Annotated in this window: 11 protein-coding genes and 6 pseudogenes; 10 read left to right on the plus strand and 7 right to left on the minus strand. The window is 67.6% G+C overall.

Annotated elements, in window-relative coordinates:
- The gene (locus ACLLJJ_RS39175) at nt 1-666 is read right to left on the minus strand and encodes a hypothetical protein (RefSeq protein ID WP_434599519.1); all 666 of its coding nucleotides are present in this window, start codon (nt 664-666) and stop codon (nt 1-3) included.
- A gap of 175 nt (nt 667-841) precedes the next feature.
- A complete protein-coding gene (locus tag ACLLJJ_RS39180) occupies nt 842-1,462 on the minus strand; it encodes an L-threonylcarbamoyladenylate synthase (protein ID WP_434599521.1) in 621 nt (206 codons plus the stop codon).
- A gap of 553 nt (nt 1,463-2,015) precedes the next feature.
- Between ACLLJJ_RS39180 and ACLLJJ_RS39185 the strand changes: the two are divergent.
- A pseudogene (locus ACLLJJ_RS39185) lies at nt 2,016-2,809 on the plus strand (ABC transporter ATP-binding protein).
- 50 nt (nt 2,810-2,859) lie between these two features.
- Nucleotides 2,860-3,492: pseudogene (locus tag ACLLJJ_RS39190) on the plus strand (ABC transporter substrate-binding protein); the annotation flags it as partial.
- Nucleotides 3,493-3,821: 329 nt separating this feature from the next.
- Here ACLLJJ_RS39190 and ACLLJJ_RS39195 read toward each other — a convergent pair.
- The 3 genes and pseudogenes from ACLLJJ_RS39195 to ACLLJJ_RS39205 all read right to left on the minus strand — a co-directional run.
- A pseudogene (locus ACLLJJ_RS39195) lies at nt 3,822-4,250 on the minus strand (pyridoxamine 5'-phosphate oxidase family protein); the annotation flags it as partial.
- 92 nt (nt 4,251-4,342) lie between these two features.
- Nucleotides 4,343-4,618 (minus strand): annotated as a pseudogene (locus ACLLJJ_RS39200) (recombinase family protein); the annotation flags it as partial.
- 242 nt (nt 4,619-4,860) lie between these two features.
- The gene (locus tag ACLLJJ_RS39205) at nt 4,861-5,700 is read right to left on the minus strand and encodes an SDR family oxidoreductase (protein ID WP_434599522.1); all 840 of its coding nucleotides are present in this window, start codon (nt 5,698-5,700) and stop codon (nt 4,861-4,863) included.
- Between the two features lie 92 nt (nt 5,701-5,792).
- Between ACLLJJ_RS39205 and ACLLJJ_RS39210 the strand changes: the two genes are divergently transcribed.
- A complete protein-coding gene (locus ACLLJJ_RS39210) occupies nt 5,793-6,164 on the plus strand; it encodes a winged helix-turn-helix transcriptional regulator (RefSeq protein ID WP_434599523.1) in 372 nt (123 codons plus the stop codon).
- A gap of 122 nt (nt 6,165-6,286) precedes the next feature.
- Here ACLLJJ_RS39210 and ACLLJJ_RS39215 read toward each other — a convergent pair whose 3' ends face one another.
- On the minus strand, nt 6,287-6,520 hold the full coding sequence (locus ACLLJJ_RS39215; RefSeq protein WP_434599524.1) for a DUF4158 domain-containing protein: 234 nt from the start codon (nt 6,518-6,520) through the stop codon (nt 6,287-6,289).
- A 544-nt stretch (nt 6,521-7,064) separates the two neighbouring features.
- On the opposite strand from ACLLJJ_RS39215, the pseudogene ACLLJJ_RS39220 reads away from it, so the two are divergent.
- The 6 genes and pseudogenes from ACLLJJ_RS39220 to ACLLJJ_RS39245 all read left to right on the plus strand — a co-directional run.
- Nucleotides 7,065-7,781 (plus strand): annotated as a pseudogene (locus tag ACLLJJ_RS39220) (Tn3 family transposase); the annotation flags it as partial.
- A 312-nt stretch (nt 7,782-8,093) separates the two neighbouring features.
- A pseudogene (locus tag ACLLJJ_RS39225) lies at nt 8,094-8,504 on the plus strand (enoyl-CoA hydratase-related protein); the annotation flags it as partial.
- Nucleotides 8,505-9,350: 846 nt separating this feature from the next.
- On the plus strand, nt 9,351-10,967 hold the full coding sequence (locus ACLLJJ_RS39230) for an MBL fold metallo-hydrolase (RefSeq protein ID WP_434599525.1): 1,617 nt from the start codon (nt 9,351-9,353) through the stop codon (nt 10,965-10,967).
- 60 nt (nt 10,968-11,027) lie between these two features.
- The gene (locus tag ACLLJJ_RS39235) at nt 11,028-11,783 is read left to right on the plus strand and encodes a thioesterase II family protein (protein WP_434599526.1); all 756 of its coding nucleotides are present in this window, start codon (nt 11,028-11,030) and stop codon (nt 11,781-11,783) included.
- A gap of 232 nt (nt 11,784-12,015) precedes the next feature.
- Entirely contained in the window at nt 12,016-13,806 is a 1,791-nt protein-coding gene (locus tag ACLLJJ_RS39240; RefSeq protein ID WP_434599527.1) for a non-ribosomal peptide synthetase, read from the plus strand.
- The gene (locus tag ACLLJJ_RS39245; protein ID WP_434599528.1) at nt 13,803-15,557 is read left to right on the plus strand and encodes an NAD(P)/FAD-dependent oxidoreductase; all 1,755 of its coding nucleotides are present in this window, start codon (nt 13,803-13,805) and stop codon (nt 15,555-15,557) included. Before ACLLJJ_RS39240 ends, ACLLJJ_RS39245 begins: the two co-directional genes overlap by 4 nt.
- Nucleotides 15,558-15,770: 213 nt before the next feature.
- Here the strand turns inward: ACLLJJ_RS39245 and ACLLJJ_RS39250 are convergent, their stop codons facing one another.
- Entirely contained in the window at nt 15,771-16,967 is a 1,197-nt protein-coding gene (locus tag ACLLJJ_RS39250) for a cation:proton antiporter (protein WP_434599529.1), read from the minus strand.
- Between the two features lie 533 nt (nt 16,968-17,500).
- Here ACLLJJ_RS39250 and rsgA point away from each other — a divergent pair.
- Nucleotides 17,501-18,625 (plus strand): ribosome small subunit-dependent GTPase A, encoded by a 1,125-nt coding sequence (gene rsgA / locus ACLLJJ_RS39255; RefSeq protein WP_434600646.1) that lies wholly within the window; start codon nt 17,501-17,503, stop codon nt 18,623-18,625.
- The last annotated feature ends 352 nt before the right edge of the window (nt 18,626-18,977 follow it).

The following is an 18,977-nucleotide window of genomic DNA, read 5'->3' on the forward strand; positions in this document are numbered from 1 at the left end:
TCAACCCACGTCCTGGCCGGACGACACCCCGAGCTCCGCGGCCAGCGTCAGAGCCGCCGCCATGTCCGCCCGCTCACGGTCCCGCGGTCGGCACAGCTCCTCCACCAGTGCCGCGATCGCCGCCTCATCCACTGCTCGCGCCTGAACCCCGGTGAGGAAACGCGCCACCGCTTCGGCGGGATCGCAGTCCGGTTCGGTCACCGCGACCATGCTGGCGACCAGCTCCCGCCGCGCCTCCTCGCCGATGCCGGCCCAGGGCACGGAAGCCTCCAGCCCGTCGTCCTCCACGTCTTGCGGATAGGGCGCACGGCCCCACGAGCCGTCCTCCCACCAGTAGACGTACCCGAGGACGCGGTCCTTCGCCTCATGCCTGAGCCCCTCCCACGGAAGCCAGTCGGGCCCACCCGCCAGGAGGTCGACCGGCGGTTCGACCAGGTGGGTGTGGCTGGCGTCGGAGTCCTGTCCGCACAGCACCGCGCGGCCGCCGTCGAACATCTGTAGACGCCACCAGTACGCCCCTCCCGCGTTCTCGCAGTGCAGTGCGCCGTCCGCCCACTTGAACCTGTCGCCGTCGCCAACCATGGCCGTCGCCACTGCCAGAGCCGCGGCGCGCGACCACACCCGCTCCACCCGGTCGAGGTCCCCGGGCACACTCGGACTGCGCATGTCGTTCGCCCCCATGTCACGCACAGCAGGTCCGTCCCGCTGTGCCTTGCGAGGCTACCGAAGGGGTCTGACACGAGCGCCCGCCGGCCGGCACCGCTGCCACGAACGGCACTTGCGGCAAACGCGAGCGGCGCTCGCGGGAGGTGCGGGCAGTGCGCCGCCGCTCCTGGCGCGCCTACTCGAACCGGGTGATGTCGCCCGCCCCTCGGCGTACGATCTCCGGCTCGCCCTCGGAGAAGTCGATGACCGTGGTCGGCTCGGTGCCGCAGTCGCCCGAGTCGACGACGACGTCCACCACGTGATCGAGCCGCTCCTTGATCTCCCAGCCCTGGGTCATGGGCTCTTCCTCGTCGGGCAGGAGCAGGGTGCTGGAGAGCAGCGGCTCACCGAGCTCGGCGAGCAGGGCCTGGGCGACGACATGATCGGGAATCCGCACGCCGACCGTCTTCTTCTTCGGGTGCAGCAGTTGGCGGGGCACCTCCTTAGTCGCGGGGAGGATGAAGGTGTAGCTGCCGGGCGTCGCTGCCTTGATCGCGCGGAACACGTCGTTGTCGATGTGTACGAACTGACCCAGCTGCGCGAAATTCTGGCACACGAGGGTGAAGTGGTGACGGTCGTCGAGGTTCCGGATGGACCGGATCCGGCTGATGCCGTCACGGCTGCCCAGCTGGCACCCGAGTGCGTAACAGGAGTCGGTCGGGTACGCGACGAGCGCGCCCGACCGAATGCTTTCGGCCACACTGCTGATCGTGCGTCGCTGGGGATTTTCGGGGTGCACGTCGAAATACTTCGCCATTCGCCGAGTCTAGGTGATCAGGACTGCCGTGCCGAGGTGGCTCAAGGGACGGCAACGGCCGTGTGGGACGCGGATCGAGTAGCGGTCGGGGCCGGTGGCGATGCGCGTACGAGGCTCCCCGGTCGGTAGCGGTCGCGCGGCCGGGCGAGCCGTTCTGTACGGTCGTGCGCCCCCAGTGCCACCGGGCCTCCAGCGGCTGGAGCGCGTCCGGGCCGTGGGGTGGGTCGGCCCGTACCGGTAGCGGCAGCCGACCGTGAGTGTCTGAGGGTGCAGCGCGCGGTCTCGCATCCTCGCGCCAGCGGTCGCCGCCACAACCTGGCGGCGGTCGGCCCGACTCTCCCGGCCGAATTCTTGTCTCAAGCCTCCCGCCACGGGCGGGAGGTGTCCGCCTTTCTGTGCGTCGCGCCCTCGGACAGTCAGGCGGTTGGATTCCGTTTGAGTGATCGTGACTGCACTCGACCGAGAAGACTCCCCGCCGCGCCGCCGCGCCGTGGCCGCCCCCGGCGGCACTGCCCCGGACATCGACGTGCCGTCCGGGCTCGACGCCACGGGCATCACGGTCGCCTACGACGGCGTCGATGTCGTGCACACCGCGGACCTCCGTCTGCCGCGGGGACAGGTCACCGCTCTGATCGGCCCGAACGGCAGCGGGAAGTCGACCCTGTTGCGTGCCATCGCACGCCTGCACCGAGCACGCAGCGGCAGCGTGACCGTATGCGCCGAAGGTGACGACTCCGTCGACGCTCTCGCGCTCTCGCGCATCGATTTCGCCCGGCGCATCACCTTGCTCGCACAGAGCCGCGCCACTCCGGCCGGCCTCAGTGTCCGCGAAGTGGTGGGCTTCGGACGACACCCGTACCGCAGCCGGTTGCGGGGCACCGACTCCGAAGGTGCGCGGCTGGTCGAGCACGCGCTGGCCGTCACGGACGTCACCGAGCTCGCCGACCGGGGCGTCGAAAGCCTCTCCGGCGGCCAATGCAACGCGTCTGGTTCGCCTGCTGCCTGGCACAGGACACCGAAGTGCTGCTCCTCGACGAACCGACGACGTATCTGGACCTGCGCTACCAGGTGGAAATCCTGGATCTCGTCCGAGACCTCGCCGACACGCACGGCGTGACCATCGGGGTCGTTCTGCACGACCTGGACCAGGCAGCCGCAGTGGCGGACCAGGTCGTACTGCTCTCCGAGGGGCATGTCGCCGCCGCGGGAACCCCCGCCCAGGTCTACGACCCCGAGCTGCTGACCGACACCTATGGCATCCGTATCGAGGTCGAACCCGACCCCTCTACGGGCACCCCCCGCACCCGCGCGATGGGGAAGCATCACATTCGGCTCGAAAGGCCCTGAATCTCCATGACGACCAAGCGCTGGGCATGGCCCGTGATCGCCGCTGACCGAAGCCCGACCTCATCGTCGCGACGACCGACCTGCAGGCCTCCGCCATCAAGCAACTCTCCAAGTTGGCACCCCTGGTTGTGATCCAGGCGGCGGACGCGAGCCGCCAGATCGACCAGATGACCGACACCGTGAACATCCTCGCCAAGGCCACCGGAACCGAGAACAAGGCCAAGACCCAGATCGCGGCCTTCCACAAGAAGCTCGCCGACGGCAAGAAGGAACTCGCCAAGGCCGGCCTCGCGGGCGAGAAGGTCGCCTTCGCCGACGGCTGGAAGGAAGGCAGCCAGGTCTCGGTCCGCCCGTACGTGAAGGGCTCGCTGCTCACCGACATCAACACCGAGCTCGGCCTGGTCAGTCCGTGGTCCATGAAGGGCGACAAGACCTACGGCCTGGCAGCCACGGACGTCGAGGGACTCACCAAGGTCGGCGACTCCCAGTTCGTGTACATCGCCAACAACGCAGACGGCGGGAACCCGTTCGCCGACGGGCTCAAGGACAACGCGGTGTGGAAGTCGCTGCCCTTCGTGAAGAAGGGTGACGCCCACCGGCTCCCGGACGGCATCTGGATGTTCGGCGGCACGGCGTCGCTGACGCAGTACGTCGACGCTCTTGTGGACGCACTGACCAAGTGAACGTGAACACCCCTACGACAAAGGCCGAACCAGGGTCCTCGGCCGGCCCGACGGTGGCATCGCCCGCCGTCGCGGCCGGCCGGCCGGCCCGACGCGGCTCTCTTCCCCTCATCGCGCTCGGGGCGCTCCTCGCCCTGCTCGCCCTCGTGGTCGTGCACATCAGCCAGGGCACGGCGACCGTCGGGCTGCACACCATCTGGCGGGTCGTCGCCACCCTGTGGACCGACAACGACGGGATGGATCAGGCGGACGCCGTGCTGGTGTCCTCCCGTCTGCCGCGGCTCGCCGCGGGGCTGGTCGTCGGCTGCGCGCTGGGTGCGGCCGGCGCCGACCAGGGCGAGCTCCGGGCGCCGCCCCTTGACCGTCATCGCGTCGAAGAACGGGGCGTCTGTATAGACACGGGCGCGGCCGTTGACGCGAAGGTCGTCCATCACGCCGGGTATCAGGTAGAGCAGGCCAACGTGCGGGTTGGACAGGATGCTGTGGAAGCTGTCGCAGCGCCGGTTGCCCTGGCGATCGGGCAGGGCGAGGGTGCGCGAGTCCAGGACGTGGGTGAAGCCGGGGCCGTCACCACGCGGGGAGACGTCGCAGTTGCCGGCCGCGTCGGAAGTGGACAGGGCGCAGAAGGGGGACCGGGCCAGCAGGTCCAAGTCGTCCTCGATGAGCCGGTCGTGGACCTTGTCGATGACGATGGGGTGGGGCGCGCCGAGGATGCCCCGCAGCTCGTCGGCCGATCCCAGGGGCACGGCTCCGGCCATGAAGTCCTGGGCCGACGGCCCGGCGGCGGCTGTGGTGAGCGCGGGCGCGACGTTCGACAAGGGGTGCTCAGTACCTCGTAAGGGATCCCGCAGAGACGGTCTCGGTGTAGGACGTCGAGCACGTCGAGGATGTGCCCGGCGCCGCGCACGAGGGGGAACATCGCGGAGATGTGCACGGTGTCGCCCGGCCGCGCGTAGGCGAGCAGTTCGCCGAACTCCGGTCGCTGGAAGGGGTGGAGGCGGCTGTAGGTGCCCGGGGACTCCTCGAAGACGACCGGTTCCTCGGTCCGGGTCTCGGCAAAGACGAGGTCCTGCCGGGCGGTGGACTGCTGGTCGGTCGAGACCCGCTTGTAGGCCAGGTTCGCCAATTCGGGCTCATTGGACGTCGGCCGCGCCTGTCGTCATTCGATCGTTCGACGACAGGCGCGGCTGATCGGAGTGTTCCTACGTTCGTAGGGTCAACGGGTTGGCCGCGCGGCGATTCACTGCGGCCGCAGCGTCGGGCCCTGCCCGGCAGGGGACCCTGTCAGCGTCAACCTCGGGTCAGGTTTCTCCACTGGCAGCAGCGGATCGCCGAGTCCGAAAGCAGTTCCAGCGGCGCTGACCAGTCTCAGCGGAACGCGGCGACATTGCGGGCGGCCCAGTCGGCGAAGGGGTGCGGGGCGTGGCCGAGGATCCGCTGGACGTCCGGGCTGACGCGCAGCTCGGCCGGGCTCGGGGAACCAAGGATGTCCAGCGTGTCGTCGGCGAGCTCCGCCGGCATGCTCTGGGTCATGCCGGTCCTGGCCTCGTCGCGGGTGAGTTCGTGAAAACGCACTGGTGAGCCCAGCGCGGCGGCGATGGCCTCCGCCTGCTGACGCGGAGTGATCACCTGGGGGCCGGTCAGCTCGTAGACGCCGCCGGTGTGCCGGTCATCCAGCAGGCAGGCCGCCGCGACCGCGGCGATGTCCGCCGGGTCGATGATCGGCACCCCGACGTCACCGAAGGGCGCGGCGACGACTTGTTGCGTGCGGACGGATTCGGCCCACCACAGGGCGTTGGAGGCGAAGCCGCCCGGCCGCAGGATGGTCCACTCCAGGCCGGACTCCCGCAGCATGTCCTCCAGGGCGCGCATCGCGATCCGCGTTTGGCCGGAGGGCCTGGTCACCACGCCCAGGGTGGAGAGCAGGACGATCCGGCGGACTCCGCCGGCCGCAGCTTGGCCGATGATGTCGCCAGGGTTGGCTCCAGCGGCGTGCAGGTCGCCGGACAGCAGCAGGAAAAGCGCCTTCGCCCCGGCCAGCGCGGGCTTGAGGCTGGCCGGGGCGGCCAGGTCGGCCACCATGTGGCGGACGCCGTTCGGCACCGCCGCCGTGTGCCGTGACACAGCCGTCACCTGGTGGCCCGCCTCGGCCAGTGCCTGCGTCAACGGCCGGCCGATATTTCCGGTAGCTCCGGTCACAACGATCATAATTGGCTCCTTGTCAGATGTTCTCTGTGGCCCGCACGTTAAGAGCGCGGACTAACTTTTGGTAAGGACATACCCCGAGGTAAGCTCATGACATGGCGGGAAGCGTGCAGGACAGACAGGCCGAGGCGGGGGAGCGGTATGACGTGTTTCACACCGGCTGCCCCGCGCGCGACGTGGTCGACCATGTGACCAGCAGGTGGGGCGTCTGGGTGCTGATCTCCTTGCGGAACAACAGCCTCCGGTTCTACGAGCTGCGCGAGAGCATCCAGGGCGTCAGCGAGAAGATGCTCGCCCAGACTCTGCGCGCGCTGGTTCAGGACGGCCTGGTCTGGCGGAAGGTCGAGCCGACGACACCGCCCCAGGTCACTTACGGGCTGACCGAGTTCGGCCAGGACATCGGCGAGCCGCTGACGGAGCTGTTCGACCGCATCACACAGCGGCTGTCGCCGCACAGTGCGGGTTAGCGTGGTTGGCGGCCGGCGCACATCCGCGACGCGATGGACGACCTGCTGAGCCAGAGGCTCGCCCTGATCCAACAGCGCCCTTTGGCCGCTCTCAACGCGCTGCATGACCTCCAGGTGGAAGATCACCACGGCCGTGACCCGCGTGCCCTGCCACTCGCGAGAGAGCTCCCCCGGGCACGGCCCCGCGGCAAGCCACTCCGCCAGCCGCTCCTGCTCCCCTTCGGTACCTGCCCGAAACCGAAAGCCGTACGGATCTCCGTGCGGTGCCGGGTGATCGCCCGGCCCCGCCAGTCGTACGCGGCCCACTCCTCGGCCGGTACCTCCACCTGGTGGGCCACGTACGCCACCGCAGGCACGGGACTTCTCCCGCGCTCTCAGGGAACCGCACCTCGACCTCGAAGACTTCAGCAACAGGGTGAAGCCCAGCCGGTTCGCCCCGGTCTTGTTCCGGAGCCGCACAACCTCGTCCTCAAGAAGCGTCCTGACCTCGATCAGGTCCTCCGGCTCCCCTTCCTGCCGCACGGGTGCCTCCGCGCCTCAACCAACTGCATCTCCACATGGTGGCGACCACCGGCCACAACCGGACGGGAAGCGCAGAATCGCACCCCACCCTCATCACGTTCAGCCAAAGGCTTCTCTGCCGAACGGGGGTGGGACGGAGACGCCGGGTTCTGGGAGATCTTCGAGCACGCCCGGAGATTCCAGTGAGCGGTCCAACGGCTCACCAGCACCCTGCACCCGAACACAGCCGCCGACCAACTGGCTGCCCAGGACCTTGACGAGGTACAGGACGCCCGGCGACGCACGCAGGAGATGCAAGCCGTCTACGTGGCTCTTCTCAAGGCATCGGTGGAGACTCGCCCCAAGGATGGAGAGGGCCCTCGACTTGTCCACATAAACTCCGACACGGTCTTCGGCATCCTCAAGATGCTCGGCTACCGCTTCTCCCCGCGCTTCAAGGACCTTCAAGACCAACGGTTCTGGACGGCCCAGATGCCCGGCGCCGAGCCGCCTGGCGGGGACGGGCCGCTGGAGGCGATCGCGCGGAACAGGGTGAACATGAAGAAGGTGATCACCAACTGGCCGGACATGCTGCGGGTGGCCGGCTCCCTGGTCACCAACCAGGTCCGCGCCTACGACCTGCTGCGGATGTCCGGGCGTGAGGGCCACCCGACGCCGCTGGGGCAGGCGTTCGCCGAGTACGGGCGGATCGCCAAGACCCTGCACCTGCTCGCCGTCGTCGACCCCATGGACGACACGTACCGGCGCCAGATGCACAAGCAGCTCACCGTCCAGGAGCCCCGCCACAAGCTCGCTCGCGACATCTGCCACGGCAAGAAGGGCACCATCCACCAGGCATACCGGGACGGGATGGAAGATCAGTTGGGCTCGCTGGGTCTCGTTCTGAACGCCGTGGTCCTGTGGACGACGCGCTACATCGACGCCGCCGTCGCCCAGCTCCGCGCCGAGGGGCACGAGATCAGGGGCGAGGACGTGGCGCGGCTCTCCCCGCTCAAGCACAAGAATCTGAATGTCCTGGGCCGCTACAGCTTCACCGCCTCCCAGCCGGTCCAGGGGCTGCGGCCCCTGCGCGACCCGGACGCCGTCGACCTCGACGATGACCCGTCGTCCTCGACGGCCGCACGGTGCCGGGCGGTGCCGGGCGGGGATCGCACCGACCATCACGCTGGTGTCCAGCACATGGTCGTAGCAACTGGCCGCCGCCGGCCTCCACGAAGTGCCGTCCGGGGACTTCTCGTACGCCAGTGTTCACATTTCGGAACGTGACATGAGACCGGTCCGCCCGGCGCGCGGTGTGTGAACGGGGCGTGGGGCCGACGGGGGGTCTGTCCCACCCCTCGCGGACCTGATCGGCCTGGGCACCGTCGCCACCATCGCCGAGTCCCTTTACGACGAGTTCAAGGAACCGCCGACACCGCGGTGTTCGGACAGCCCGAGATCAAGCTGGGTGTCATCCCGGGCATCGGCGGCTCACAGCGGCTCACCCGCGTGGTCGGCAAGGCCAAGGCCATGGAGATGTGCCTGAGCGGCCGCACCATGGACGCCACTGAAGCGGAGCGGGCAGGGCTCGTCTCCCGGGTGGTGCCCACCGACTCAGTCCTCGGCGAGGCACTCGCTACCGCCGAGACCGTCGCGGGCATGTCCCTGCCCGTCGCGATGATGGCGAAGGAAGCGGTCTCCCGCGCCTTTGAGACAACCCTCGCCAAAGGGGTCCGCTTCGAACGGCGCCTCTTCCACGTGGTGTTCGCGACCACGGACCAGAAGGAGGGCATGGATGCCTTCGTCGGCAAGCGACCGCCGGAGTTCACCCACCGCTGACGGGGACGAGCGAACGCCCTCAGCTGTACGCCCACCATTGTGATGAGCCGCTTCACCGGCTGGGCCGCCCCCAGCACACAACAACTCGCCACACCACACTTGTCCGCACACTTGTCCGCCCCGTGGTTTCCACGACGGGCCGGACCAGCGAGCTGTGCCCACGGTCCCCCGACCGGCGACCCTGCTCGATGTCTGAGTTCTGCGATGTGTCGGCAGTGCTTTGAGCGCTGCCGACACGCCGCGTTCAGGTGCGCAACGTCATGGGGGCGAAAACCGGCCGTCACGTTTCAATGTGTCTGGCCGGTTCGGCACTTCGAGCGGCGCGCCTACATCGCCCACATCCGCTGTAAGTCCTCCACACCGACACCTTTGCCATATACGGCATGTGACTACCCATCGCTAGTGGAGAAACAATGAATTTTCGAAGGGGCGGTGTATGCCCGGGCGGGAGTTGGAAGAGCTCAGTGAAGCACGGTCACGCGACCGGGCTCTATGTAATCCATCTCACTGGAGACTCGCCTTGAACCACTCGGGGGATCGAAGTTAGAGATGCATCATCGGGCACGATCAGTACCCAACTGGTCGGCCAAAATTGCCCGATTCATGATCAGCCGACTGTGATAGACATGAAACGCGCCGAGAGCTCGCCGAAAGGTCAGGGGGCTGACTCAACCACCTCAGACACACACACGGACGGCATGACCACCGCGGAACAACGGTGGCCCGAACATCTTCTCCAGGCCCAAGGCCGGACACCCCTACGCCTTGTGACTGCTCTTCACGCGCACACACTGCTCGTGCCAGGAGCCTCTACCCGCGACGTCCTCGACCAGTGAGGGAAGTACCGTGCCGGCAGACCAGAAGCTCTACCTTCGCCCTTCCGTGGTTGCGCAGCCGCTGCTGCACCGTTGGTACGCATGGCCCTACCTACTGGCACCACACACCGGCGCTCTCAATCTGCGAGACCGCCTTCTTCCCATCGTGGACAGTTATTTGAAGGCTCCTCACATCCACGAATCGGTCACCGCGGACCCCCACCGCTACGGCGCTCCCTTCCTGGACCCCCAAGGCGCCAGTCACGAGGACGTCCAAGCCGTCCGCGACACCATGGCCAAGGACGGTCAGGCCAAACTTCAACTCGCCGAAGACATCGACCAACTCCGCACACTTCTGCGTGAGAGCGCCCTCGGCGGGCCCATGGAACCCCTCTACCCCCAGGTGCCCGAAGCCCTTCGCGGACGTGTCGAGCTCGTCTACGACACCGCGCACCGCCCCTCCTTCCGATTTTTTGAACCACTCATGTACACCTCCATGGCATACGAACGCCATGGTCAGTGCGTTTCTCTCAGCCCGGCACCAGTCCCGCAGCCCTTCGTGTACAGCAGCCCCGTGCTGCCCACCCCCGAGCGGCTCGACATCAACCTGCCCTTCGACTCACCTTTGTGGGACGAGCTGTTCACCGCCCGTACCACCCCCGTCGATGTCCCCCAACTCGCCGAACGCCTTGGCATCCCCGACGCCGATACCTTGAATTTCGCCGCGCTCTTCCATGACACTCCGCCGGCGCCCCACACCCCGCCCCCACCCGGAGAGGTACGGGTGCGTTACTTCAACCACGCAACCGTGCTCATCGAGACCAGCACCACCTCCGTCCTCCTCGACCCGCTCATCGGGTACACCGACGACGGCCACCAGCACTTCACCTTCGACGACCTCCCCGCGCACATCGACGCCGTCGTCATCAGCCACTTTCACTCCGACCACTTCTCCCTCGAAACCCTCCTCCAACTCCGCACCCGGATAGGCGCGATCCTCGTCCCCCGCGCCTCCGGCGGTTCCCTGCCCGACCCCAGCCTCAAGACGATGCTGCACGCTCTCGGCTTTCCTCACGTTCAGGAACTGTCCGAGCTCGAAACCCACCGCATCAACGACCACGTAGAGATCACGGCCCTCCCCTTCCTGGGCGAACACGCCGACCTCGACATCCGCACCAAAATGGTCCCCCTGGTCAAATCCGGCGGCCGTACCTTCCTTTTCGCCACCGACATCACCCCTCTCGAACCCGCGCTCTACAGCAACATTCCGCACCTCACCACGACCCCTCTCGATGCCCTCTTCATCGGCCTCGAATGCGTCGGAGCCCCCCTCAACTGGCTCTACGGGCCGCTATTGGAATCCAAACTCCCGCGCGACCACAACGCGGGCCGACGCCTCAAGGGCAGCAACGCGGCCCAGGCCGACCAGCTGGCCCAACAGCTGAACGCACAACATGTCTATGCCTACGCCATGGGTCTCGAACCCTGGCTCAAGCACCTGACCGGCTCCGACTACGACCCCGAGGCCGAGCCGGTGAAACAGGCGGCTGTGCTCACCGAGCTCAGCGCCCAACGCGGCATCGGCGCCGAACTCCTCCGTGATCAGGCCGAGCGCACTTGGTCCACCCTCGGCCCGACCGAGCTATAGGCAGCGACCGGAACGCCTTCCCTGCCGTACTCGCCGTAGGTCTTCTTGGGTGGTGTGCACATGCAGAGCAACGCCGGGCGCGGCACCGCGCCACTGCGCCGCTTCGGTCCGCCGAGGCCGGGCGCGGACGACACCCCGCACGCCACCCTGGTCTGCTTTCCGCATGCGGGAGGAGGGGCGACCGGCTTCGCGCCCTGGCGGCGGCTGCTCCCCGACCGGCTCGATCTTTACGCCCAGGTGGCGCCCGGACGTGAGGAGCGCGGGCAAGAGGCACCTCTGGGATCGGTGGCCGAGTTTATGGCGGACGTGCTGCCGGACGTGCTCGCGCTCCCGGATCCGCTGGTCGTGGTCGGGCACAGCTTCGGCGCCAGCCTGGCCTACGAACTGACGCACCGGCTGACCGCGGCAGGGCGCCCGCCGGCGCGTCTGGTGGTGCTGGCGGCAGCCGCCCCGGGGGAGACCACGTTGCATCCCCCCAGGGACGATCACGAGATCGAGCTGCTCTGGAAACGGCTCGGCGCGAACCCGGCCGGACTCGCCCGACCCGGCTTCCGCGAGTGGCTCTTCCCGGTGCTTCGCGCGGACTTCACCGCGCACGCGGCCTACCGGCCCCCGGCCGGCGGGCCGCAGATCACCGCACCGGTCACGGTCATGTACGGGGACGAGGATTCCGTGCTGACCGAGGAAGGAGCCTTGACCTGGCGGAGGCTGTGCGCGGGGCCCGTCGAGGTCGTGCCGGTACCGGGCGGGCACTTCTTCCCGCAGACCTCGACTGCCGCGACAATCGGCGCACTCGTGCGCGCTCTTGAGGTTTAGAGAGCAGCGCCGGTCAAGTGTTTTCGGGCTCGGGTCAGGTGGAGATAATGGGCCTCGACGTCACCGGCGGACATTTTCAGACTTTTCCTTGTCATGACTCCGGCCGCGACCGGATTCACTTCCCGAAATTGCCCTGCAGAACCGGGGAAAGCCCTCTTGATCGCCCGATCGGTAACGGTTAGGCTGCCGGAGCCGAGAATTCAGGATAGTGCCACAGGGGGAGCGTTTGTCGATGAGCAATGACGATCCGAGGACCCTTCACCTCCTTTTCGAGGAGTGCGCCCGAAGGGTGCCGGGAAATATCGCCCTGGAATTCGAAGGCGAATGCATAAGCTACGCCGAACTCAATCGCAGGGCCAACAGGCTGGCACACCACCTGCGGGACACCAGCGGGGTCCGTCCGGACGATCGGGTGGTGATCCTGGTACGGCACCCCGCGCATGTGATCACCGCCATGCTGGCCGTCCTCAAGGCCGGCGGTGCCTACGTCCCCCTGGACCCGGACAACCCGCCCGGCGTGACGCACCGAATCGTCGAGGACGTGGCGCCCAGGGCGATGGTGATCGAGTCGTCGGCGGCGGCCGGAGCGGCCTTCTTCGACGGGGACCTCTTCGTGCTGGACGTCATGGGCGCCGCCCTCGACACCCCGGACTCCGACCCCGAGCCGGCGTCGACGGCGTCCGACCTCGCCTACGTGATCTACACCTCGGGCACGTCGGGGACTCCCAAGGGGATAGCGGTCGAGCACCACGCCATCGTCAATACGGTGAAATGGCGCAATTCCTATTACGGATTCGGCCCTGACGATGTGACGCTGGCAATTCCGCGACCGTCGTTCGACAGCTCCGTCGCGGACACCTTCTGCGCCCTCACATCCGGTGTGCGGTTGCTCCTGCCCCATCGGGACCGGATCACCGACCGTCATTACCTCACCGGCCTGATGAAGCAGCGGAACGTCTCCCATTTCCTTGTCACCCCCGCGCTGTACAAGCGCCTTCTCGGCAGTATTGATCCCCGGACGACGAAATCTCTGCGCAGTGTCACGATCGCAGGCGAGTGGTTCACGTCGAGTCTGACCCGTGAGCATTTCCGCCACCTCCCGGAGGTGCGGTTGTTCAACGAATACGGACCCTCCGAGAACGCGGTCTGTTCCACCGTCCACCCGCTGGCCGCCACCGATACGAGCGTGCTCATCGGCAAGCCGATCGCCCACACCGAGGCGTTCGTCCTGGATGAGGAGGGCGCGCCCGTCGAACCGGGCGGAACCGGCGAGCTCTTCCTGGCCGGGGCCGGACTCGCCCGGGGCTACCTGGGCAATCCTGAGCTGACCGCGGAGCGATTCTTCACCCCGCGTGTGCCACCGGCCGCCGGAAAGCGGGTCTACCGGACCGGGGACATCGTCCGGCTGTGCGAGGACGGGAATCTCCAGTTCATCGAGCGCAGGGACGGGCAGGTGAAGATCCGGGGCCGTCGGGTCGAGCTGGGTCACGTGGCCGAGATCCTGGCGAAGGACCACGCGGTCGGCCACGTCCATCTTCTGCGCCGGGACACGGACTCCGCGACGCCCCTGCTGATCGCCTTCGTCCTGGGGCCCGCCGCCCAGGACGTCGACCGGCTCCACGCGCTCGCGCAGGACAACCTGCCGGAGTACATGGTCCCGTCAGCCATCATCCCGATCGACTCGGTGCCCCTCACCGGCCACGGCAAGGTCGACGAAGCGGCCCTGGCGGCCCTGTACGCGGACACCACCGGTCAGGGCGGCCCCGCACCGGAGCCGGCGACGGAGGTCGAGGCCGTGCTCCTGGAGATCTGGCAGAAGCTTTTCGCGCCACTGAGTATCGGCCTGGACGACGACTTCTTCGACCTTGGCGGAGACTCCCTCAGTGTGATGGATCTCGTCTCCGGCGTGGAGGAGCGGCTCGGGGTTCAGTTGGACAACTCGGCCGCCTACACGGGCCGGACCATCCGCAGCTTGGCCCGAATCATAGAGAACCGACAGAACGACAAGGCGGGTACATCTTGAGTAGGCAAAGCGGTACTGATTCCATGTTCGCCGGTGTCGACTACGACGTGGTCATCGCGGGCGGCGGCCTGGCCGGGCTCTGCCTGGCCAAGCAACTCAAGGATGAGCACCCGTCGCTCTCCATTCTCGTCTGCGAGCGTGAGCGTTCACCGATCCCGCTGTCCGCGTTCAAGGTCGGCGAGTCGACCGTCGAGGTGGGCGCGCACTACTTCGCCGAGACCATCGGTCTGCGCGACTACCTCGAAGAGAAACACCTGGAGAAGCTCGGCCTCCGATACTTCTACGGCGGCGGCGGCTCCGGCCTCCACGAGGAGGCCGAGTTCGGTGTCAACCGCTTCCTCCCGGCGAAGTCCTACCAGCTCGCCAGGGGCTCCATGGAGGAGCATCTGCGTGTGGTGGTGGAGGGCACCGGGGCCGTGCTGACGCAGGGCGTCAAGGTGCTCGACATCGACCTCGGGGAGCAGGACGCCGCGCACCGGGTGACGTACCAGTCCGACGAGGAAGGCAGCCAGGAGACCACCGTCACTTGTCGCTGGGTTGTCGACGCCACCGGCCGCCACCGGCTGCTGCAGCGCAAACTCGGCCTCGCCAAGCGGTATCCCAAGCCGCACAACTCCGTGTGGTTCCGGCTCGAGGGCCGACTCGACACCGACAAGGCAGTCGATGCCGGCCGGACCGACTGGCACGACCGCATACATGAGTCGCGCTGGCACTCCACCAACCACTTCATGTTCGAGGGCGGTTGGGTGTGGGCCATCCCGCTGGCCCCCGACCACACCAGCGTCGGCATCGTTGTGTCCGACGATCTCCACCCGGTCACCAAGTTCAACCGGATCGAGAAGGCCATCGACTTCGTGGTCGAGCGCGTGCCGGGCTTCGACCCCGCCATCCGCGAGCTGCCGGTCCTCGACTTCCGCGTCCTGAAGAACTACAGCCACTCCTCGCAGCAGGTCTTCTCGCACGACCGTTGGGCGTGCGTCGGGGACGCCGGGGTTTTCGCCGATCCCTACTACTCGGTCGGGTCGAACCTGATCGGCTATGCGAACAGCTTCGTGACCGAGATGATCGGCCGGGACCACGCGGAGACCTTCGACGAGGGTTTCGTGCGCTACGCCAACCGGTGGTTCCTCTCGCTGGCCGAGGGACTCACCCTGAACATCCAGGGCTCATACGCCTTCCACGACAACGCCGTGATCATGTCGTTGAAGACGATCTGGGACTACTACGTCGGGTGGTCGTTCTCCGACCCGCAGTTCTACGGGAAGACCTACCTGGACGAGTCGGCGAGCACGACGCTCAGCTCCCTGGGCGCGCACGCGGTGTCGACGCAGGGCACCATCATGAATCTGTTCCAGGCCTGGGCGCGCAGCTACCGCGGGGTCTTCGACTTTGACTACATCGACTACTACGACGACCTGCCGACGCTCGCCCGCCTCTTCACTCAGAACCTGCCCGGCTCCGAGACACCCGCCTTCGGCGCAGTCCTCACGAGCGTGCGCGACGGCTTGGACCGCATTGAGGAGCTGGCTCACGTCATCTTCTACCTTGCCCTTGAGGACGCCCTGCCCGAGCGCCTGGAGGAGATCCGCTCCCGTGGCTGGCTCAATGTCTCGGCGGTGAGTCTGGACCCGGAACGCTGGGAGCAGGACGGCTTGTTTGCGCCAAAAAGCCGGGCCCGGCTGGACGAGGTCAAGGCACTGGAAGAGGAGCTGCGGAGCCTGTACCGCACCTCGTCGGCCGTCGGGAAGTAGATTGCCGCTGCCGCTCCTGTGACACCAGCTCAGCCGCTTGCCCGGGACAATCGGACCGTCCGGGGCAAGCGGCTGAGCTGTTCTGCCTGGTGGGGTGCGTTCGGGTCCTCGACCCTGAGGTCCGGCAGCGGAAAGGGTGAGAGGCGGAGGGAGAAGTATCCCTCCGCCTCTCAGGTAGGAGGAGCAGGAGCAGGAGCAGGAGCAGGAGCAGGGTCAGGGCTTCGGGCGTCCGGCAGCCACCGGCTGCCCCGAGTCGCCCCGGACACCGGCTTGGCCGGCGTCTGTGACCCGGTCCTCGTTCGGCCACAGGCGCTGGACCAGGACCAGCAGTGGCTGTGTCAACAGCGTGGTGGCGATCGCCATCAGTACCAGCACGGTGTACAGCGGGCCGCTCAACAAGCCTGCCTGGAGACCCGCGTTGAGGGCGATCAGCTCCGTCAGCCCGCGGGTGCTCAGCAATACCCCGATCGTCATCGACGTCCGGTTGTCCAACCGGCACATGCGGGCGGCCAGCGTGCCGGAACCCACCTTGGTGACGACCGCCAGCACAGTGACGCCCACCAGGACGGATATCGCGGTGCCGTCCAGTGCGCCGACGGAGACGCTCCGGCCCGAGACCACGAAGAAGAACGGCAACAGCAGCGACCCGATACCGTCCAGCGAGCGCACCAGGTCCGGGTTGAGGGTGCCGTCCGGCTCGCGCGGTGTGACCACCCCGGCGAGCAGCGCCCCGAAGATCACATGCAGGCCGAGTGCGCTGGTCACCCAGGCCGCCGCGAAGGCGAACGCGATCAGTACCGCCAGCCGGGCACTTGAGGACACGCCGGGGGACCGCATGAACCGGCGCAGCAGCAGGCGGGCCGGCCAGACCATCACCACGATGGTCACCACCAACAGGACCAGTCGCAGCGGGAGCGACATCCCGGGCCCGTCGCCGCTCTCCATGATGGTGCCGAGCAGGACGGCCCAGCCGACAACGTCGATCAGCCCGGCGGCGGACACGGCGATGACTCCGGCCACGGTGCCGGCCAAACCGTTCTCCCGCACCACGACGATCAGGACCGGCACGGCCGTTATCGACAGCGCGACAGCCATAAAGAGAATCGAGCGTGCCGAGACGTCCTCGGGCATGCCGAGTTTCTCCAGCGTCCCGTGAAAGAGGAGTGCCGTGCCCGCGCCTGCCACCATCGGGACCGCGAATGCCGCTGTCGCCACGGTCAGCGTGGACCGGGACCGGCCGCGCAACAGGCCCAGATTCAGCTCGTAACCGACGAAAAAGAGGAAGAGGACGAGCGAGACCTGGCCCAGCGCTGTGAGCATCGGTGTGATCTCGGCCGGAAATAGGGTTTCGCCCACTTCGGGCGGGAGTTGGGACAACAGGCTCGGGCCGAGGGCGATGCCTGCGATCAACTGACCGACGATGGAAGGTTGTCCAAGTTTTCTTGCCAACAAACCCGCGCCGTTGGCCGCCACCAGAATGACCGCGGTGGCTCCCATGAGGTGAGTAATGGTCTCGTCCGGGCTCACACATTCCCCTGTGATCGATTCCGCAAACGGATGGTTGCGTGCGGTGGATCGGACGGCCCGAACCCTGTTGACCAGGCTGGGGACGCCCGCGCTGATGCAAGTGGCCGCCCCCGGCGGAGTGGAACTCGACGCTGGTACTGCGGGGGTGGTGCGCTGACTCTAACCGAGGGTGATCTCTGTCAAAGGGGCTTGACCGACCTGATCGAAACTTGTGTCAGCTCGCCGACGAAAGGTGTTGCGGGTCGCCCCGCGGCTGTCGTAGCGTCAAGTCTGTTCAATGCCTGGTGCGTCGGAGTCGGGCGAGGTAGGAGCGAGCCTTTTGATCGCCACCGCCAGAGCGGCGCCCCGGAGAACAAGCCCCCATCTCCGCCCCCTTGTCCAGGCCGTGCATCCTCGACATGCGCCCCCGGCCTGGAATGCCTCCCGAAGGGCTCATCGCGTTGCGTCACTCATCGGTATCGGCTGATTCGGTCTATCCCAGGCCGCTGGAAGCCTACGGTTGGTCCACTGAACTCGATGACATCTTCACCTCTGTGACCGATGGCTCGTCCGTACCAGGTCGGGTTGTCCGGGTCGACCGCGGCCGTTGCGACGTCGTGATCGCCGACGGCGACTCCGGAGTATCCGTGGTGCACGCCGACACCGGGCCGGTCGCGGACCCCGATCCGATGCGGCTGCCGTGTACGGGCGACTGGGCCGCTGTCTCGATCAGCGCCGCCGGGACGTTCGTCCAGGCCCTGCTGCCGCGCCGGACGGCCATGGTCCGCTCCAGCGCTTCCCAGCGCTCCGAGGGACAGGTGCTCGCGGCCAACGTCGACACCATCGCGATCGCCGTGTCCCTGGACGCCGAGCCGGACCTCGGTCGCATCGAGCGGTTCCTCGCCCTCGCTTGGGAGAGCGGAGCCCAGCCGCTGATGGTCCTCACCAAGTCCGACCTGGCAGAGGACGCGGACGCCGTTCGCGAGACGGTCGAGCAGGCCGCGCCCGGGGTGGATGTCCTGGTCGTCAGCGCCACGACCGGGGAGGGCATGGACATCCTCGGAGCCTGTCTGTCGGGGACGAACGTCCTGGTCGGGCAGTCGGGCGCGGGCAAGTCGACCATCGCCAACGCGCTGCTCGGCCGCTCCGCCATGGACGTCCAGAAGACCAGGGGCGACGGCAAGGGACGCCACACCACGACGACCCGCGAGCTGATGCCCCTGCCCGGCGGCGGTGTGCTGATCGACACCCCGGGTGTGCGCGGGGTCGGCATGTACGACGCCTCCGACGGCCTGCAGCAGGTGTTCTCGGAAATCGAGGCGCTCGCCGAGGACTGCCGGTTCCGCGACTGCGAGCACTTTGCGGAACCGGGCTGTGCGGTGGTCGAAGCCATCGATGACGGCATGCTGCCGCAGCGCCGACTGGACAGCTACCGCAAGCTGGTTCGCGAAAACGAGTGGATCGCCTCGCGGAGTGACGCGCGACTGCGTCAGGATCGACTCAAGGATCTGAAGGCGCAGGGCAAGCAAGGCATGGCCAACATGATCGCGAAGCGAGGCTGACACGGGGCGAGGGCCCGGTCGGTGGCCGACGGACGCACCAGGCCCCCGGCCCGCAGGCACGGTAGGCGCAGAGCCACCCTGTGGTGTCGCGGCGGGCGCCCCTGAGGTACGCGGGCGGGCCGGGGCCCGCCCGCGATACACGGGCCGTTCGCGGCGCGCCCTCAGCGACGGGCGCGCCGGCGCCCGCCCGATGTGGTGTTCGAAGCCGGTTGCCGCGCACGCGTTGAGGAGAACGCCGCGGCGCCGGCGGGCAGTCATCTTCTTTCTCCCCCGAGTAAGGGAATGCGCAAATGACATCCGACTCTGCTGTGCCCGCCACCAGAATCCGCCCGCGGCGCTTGGGTTCCGCGCA

This window comes from Streptomyces sp. A5-4 (assembly GCF_051131715.1).
Classification (GTDB): Bacteria; Actinomycetota; Actinomycetes; order Streptomycetales; family Streptomycetaceae; genus Streptomyces.

What these genes read in the sequence shown, in the direction of transcription:
- ACLLJJ_RS39210 (WP_434599523.1), top strand. Translation starts at nt 5,793, where the DNA reads ATGGCGGGAAGCGTGCAGGACAGACAGGCCGAGGCGGGGGAGCGGTAT.
- ACLLJJ_RS39175 (WP_434599519.1), bottom strand. Translation starts at nt 666, where the DNA reads ATGCGCAGTCCGAGTGTGCCCGGGGACCTCGACCGGGTGGAGCGGGTG.
- ACLLJJ_RS39240 (WP_434599527.1), top strand. Translation starts at nt 12,016, where the DNA reads ATGAGCAATGACGATCCGAGGACCCTTCACCTCCTTTTCGAGGAGTGC.
- ACLLJJ_RS39180 (WP_434599521.1), bottom strand. Translation starts at nt 1,462, where the DNA reads ATGGCGAAGTATTTCGACGTGCACCCCGAAAATCCCCAGCGACGCACG.
- rsgA (WP_434600646.1), top strand. Translation starts at nt 17,501, where the DNA reads ATGCCTCCCGAAGGGCTCATCGCGTTGCGTCACTCATCGGTATCGGCT.
- ACLLJJ_RS39235 (WP_434599526.1), top strand. Translation starts at nt 11,028, where the DNA reads ATGCAGAGCAACGCCGGGCGCGGCACCGCGCCACTGCGCCGCTTCGGT.
- ACLLJJ_RS39205 (WP_434599522.1), bottom strand. Translation starts at nt 5,700, where the DNA reads ATGATCGTTGTGACCGGAGCTACCGGAAATATCGGCCGGCCGTTGACG.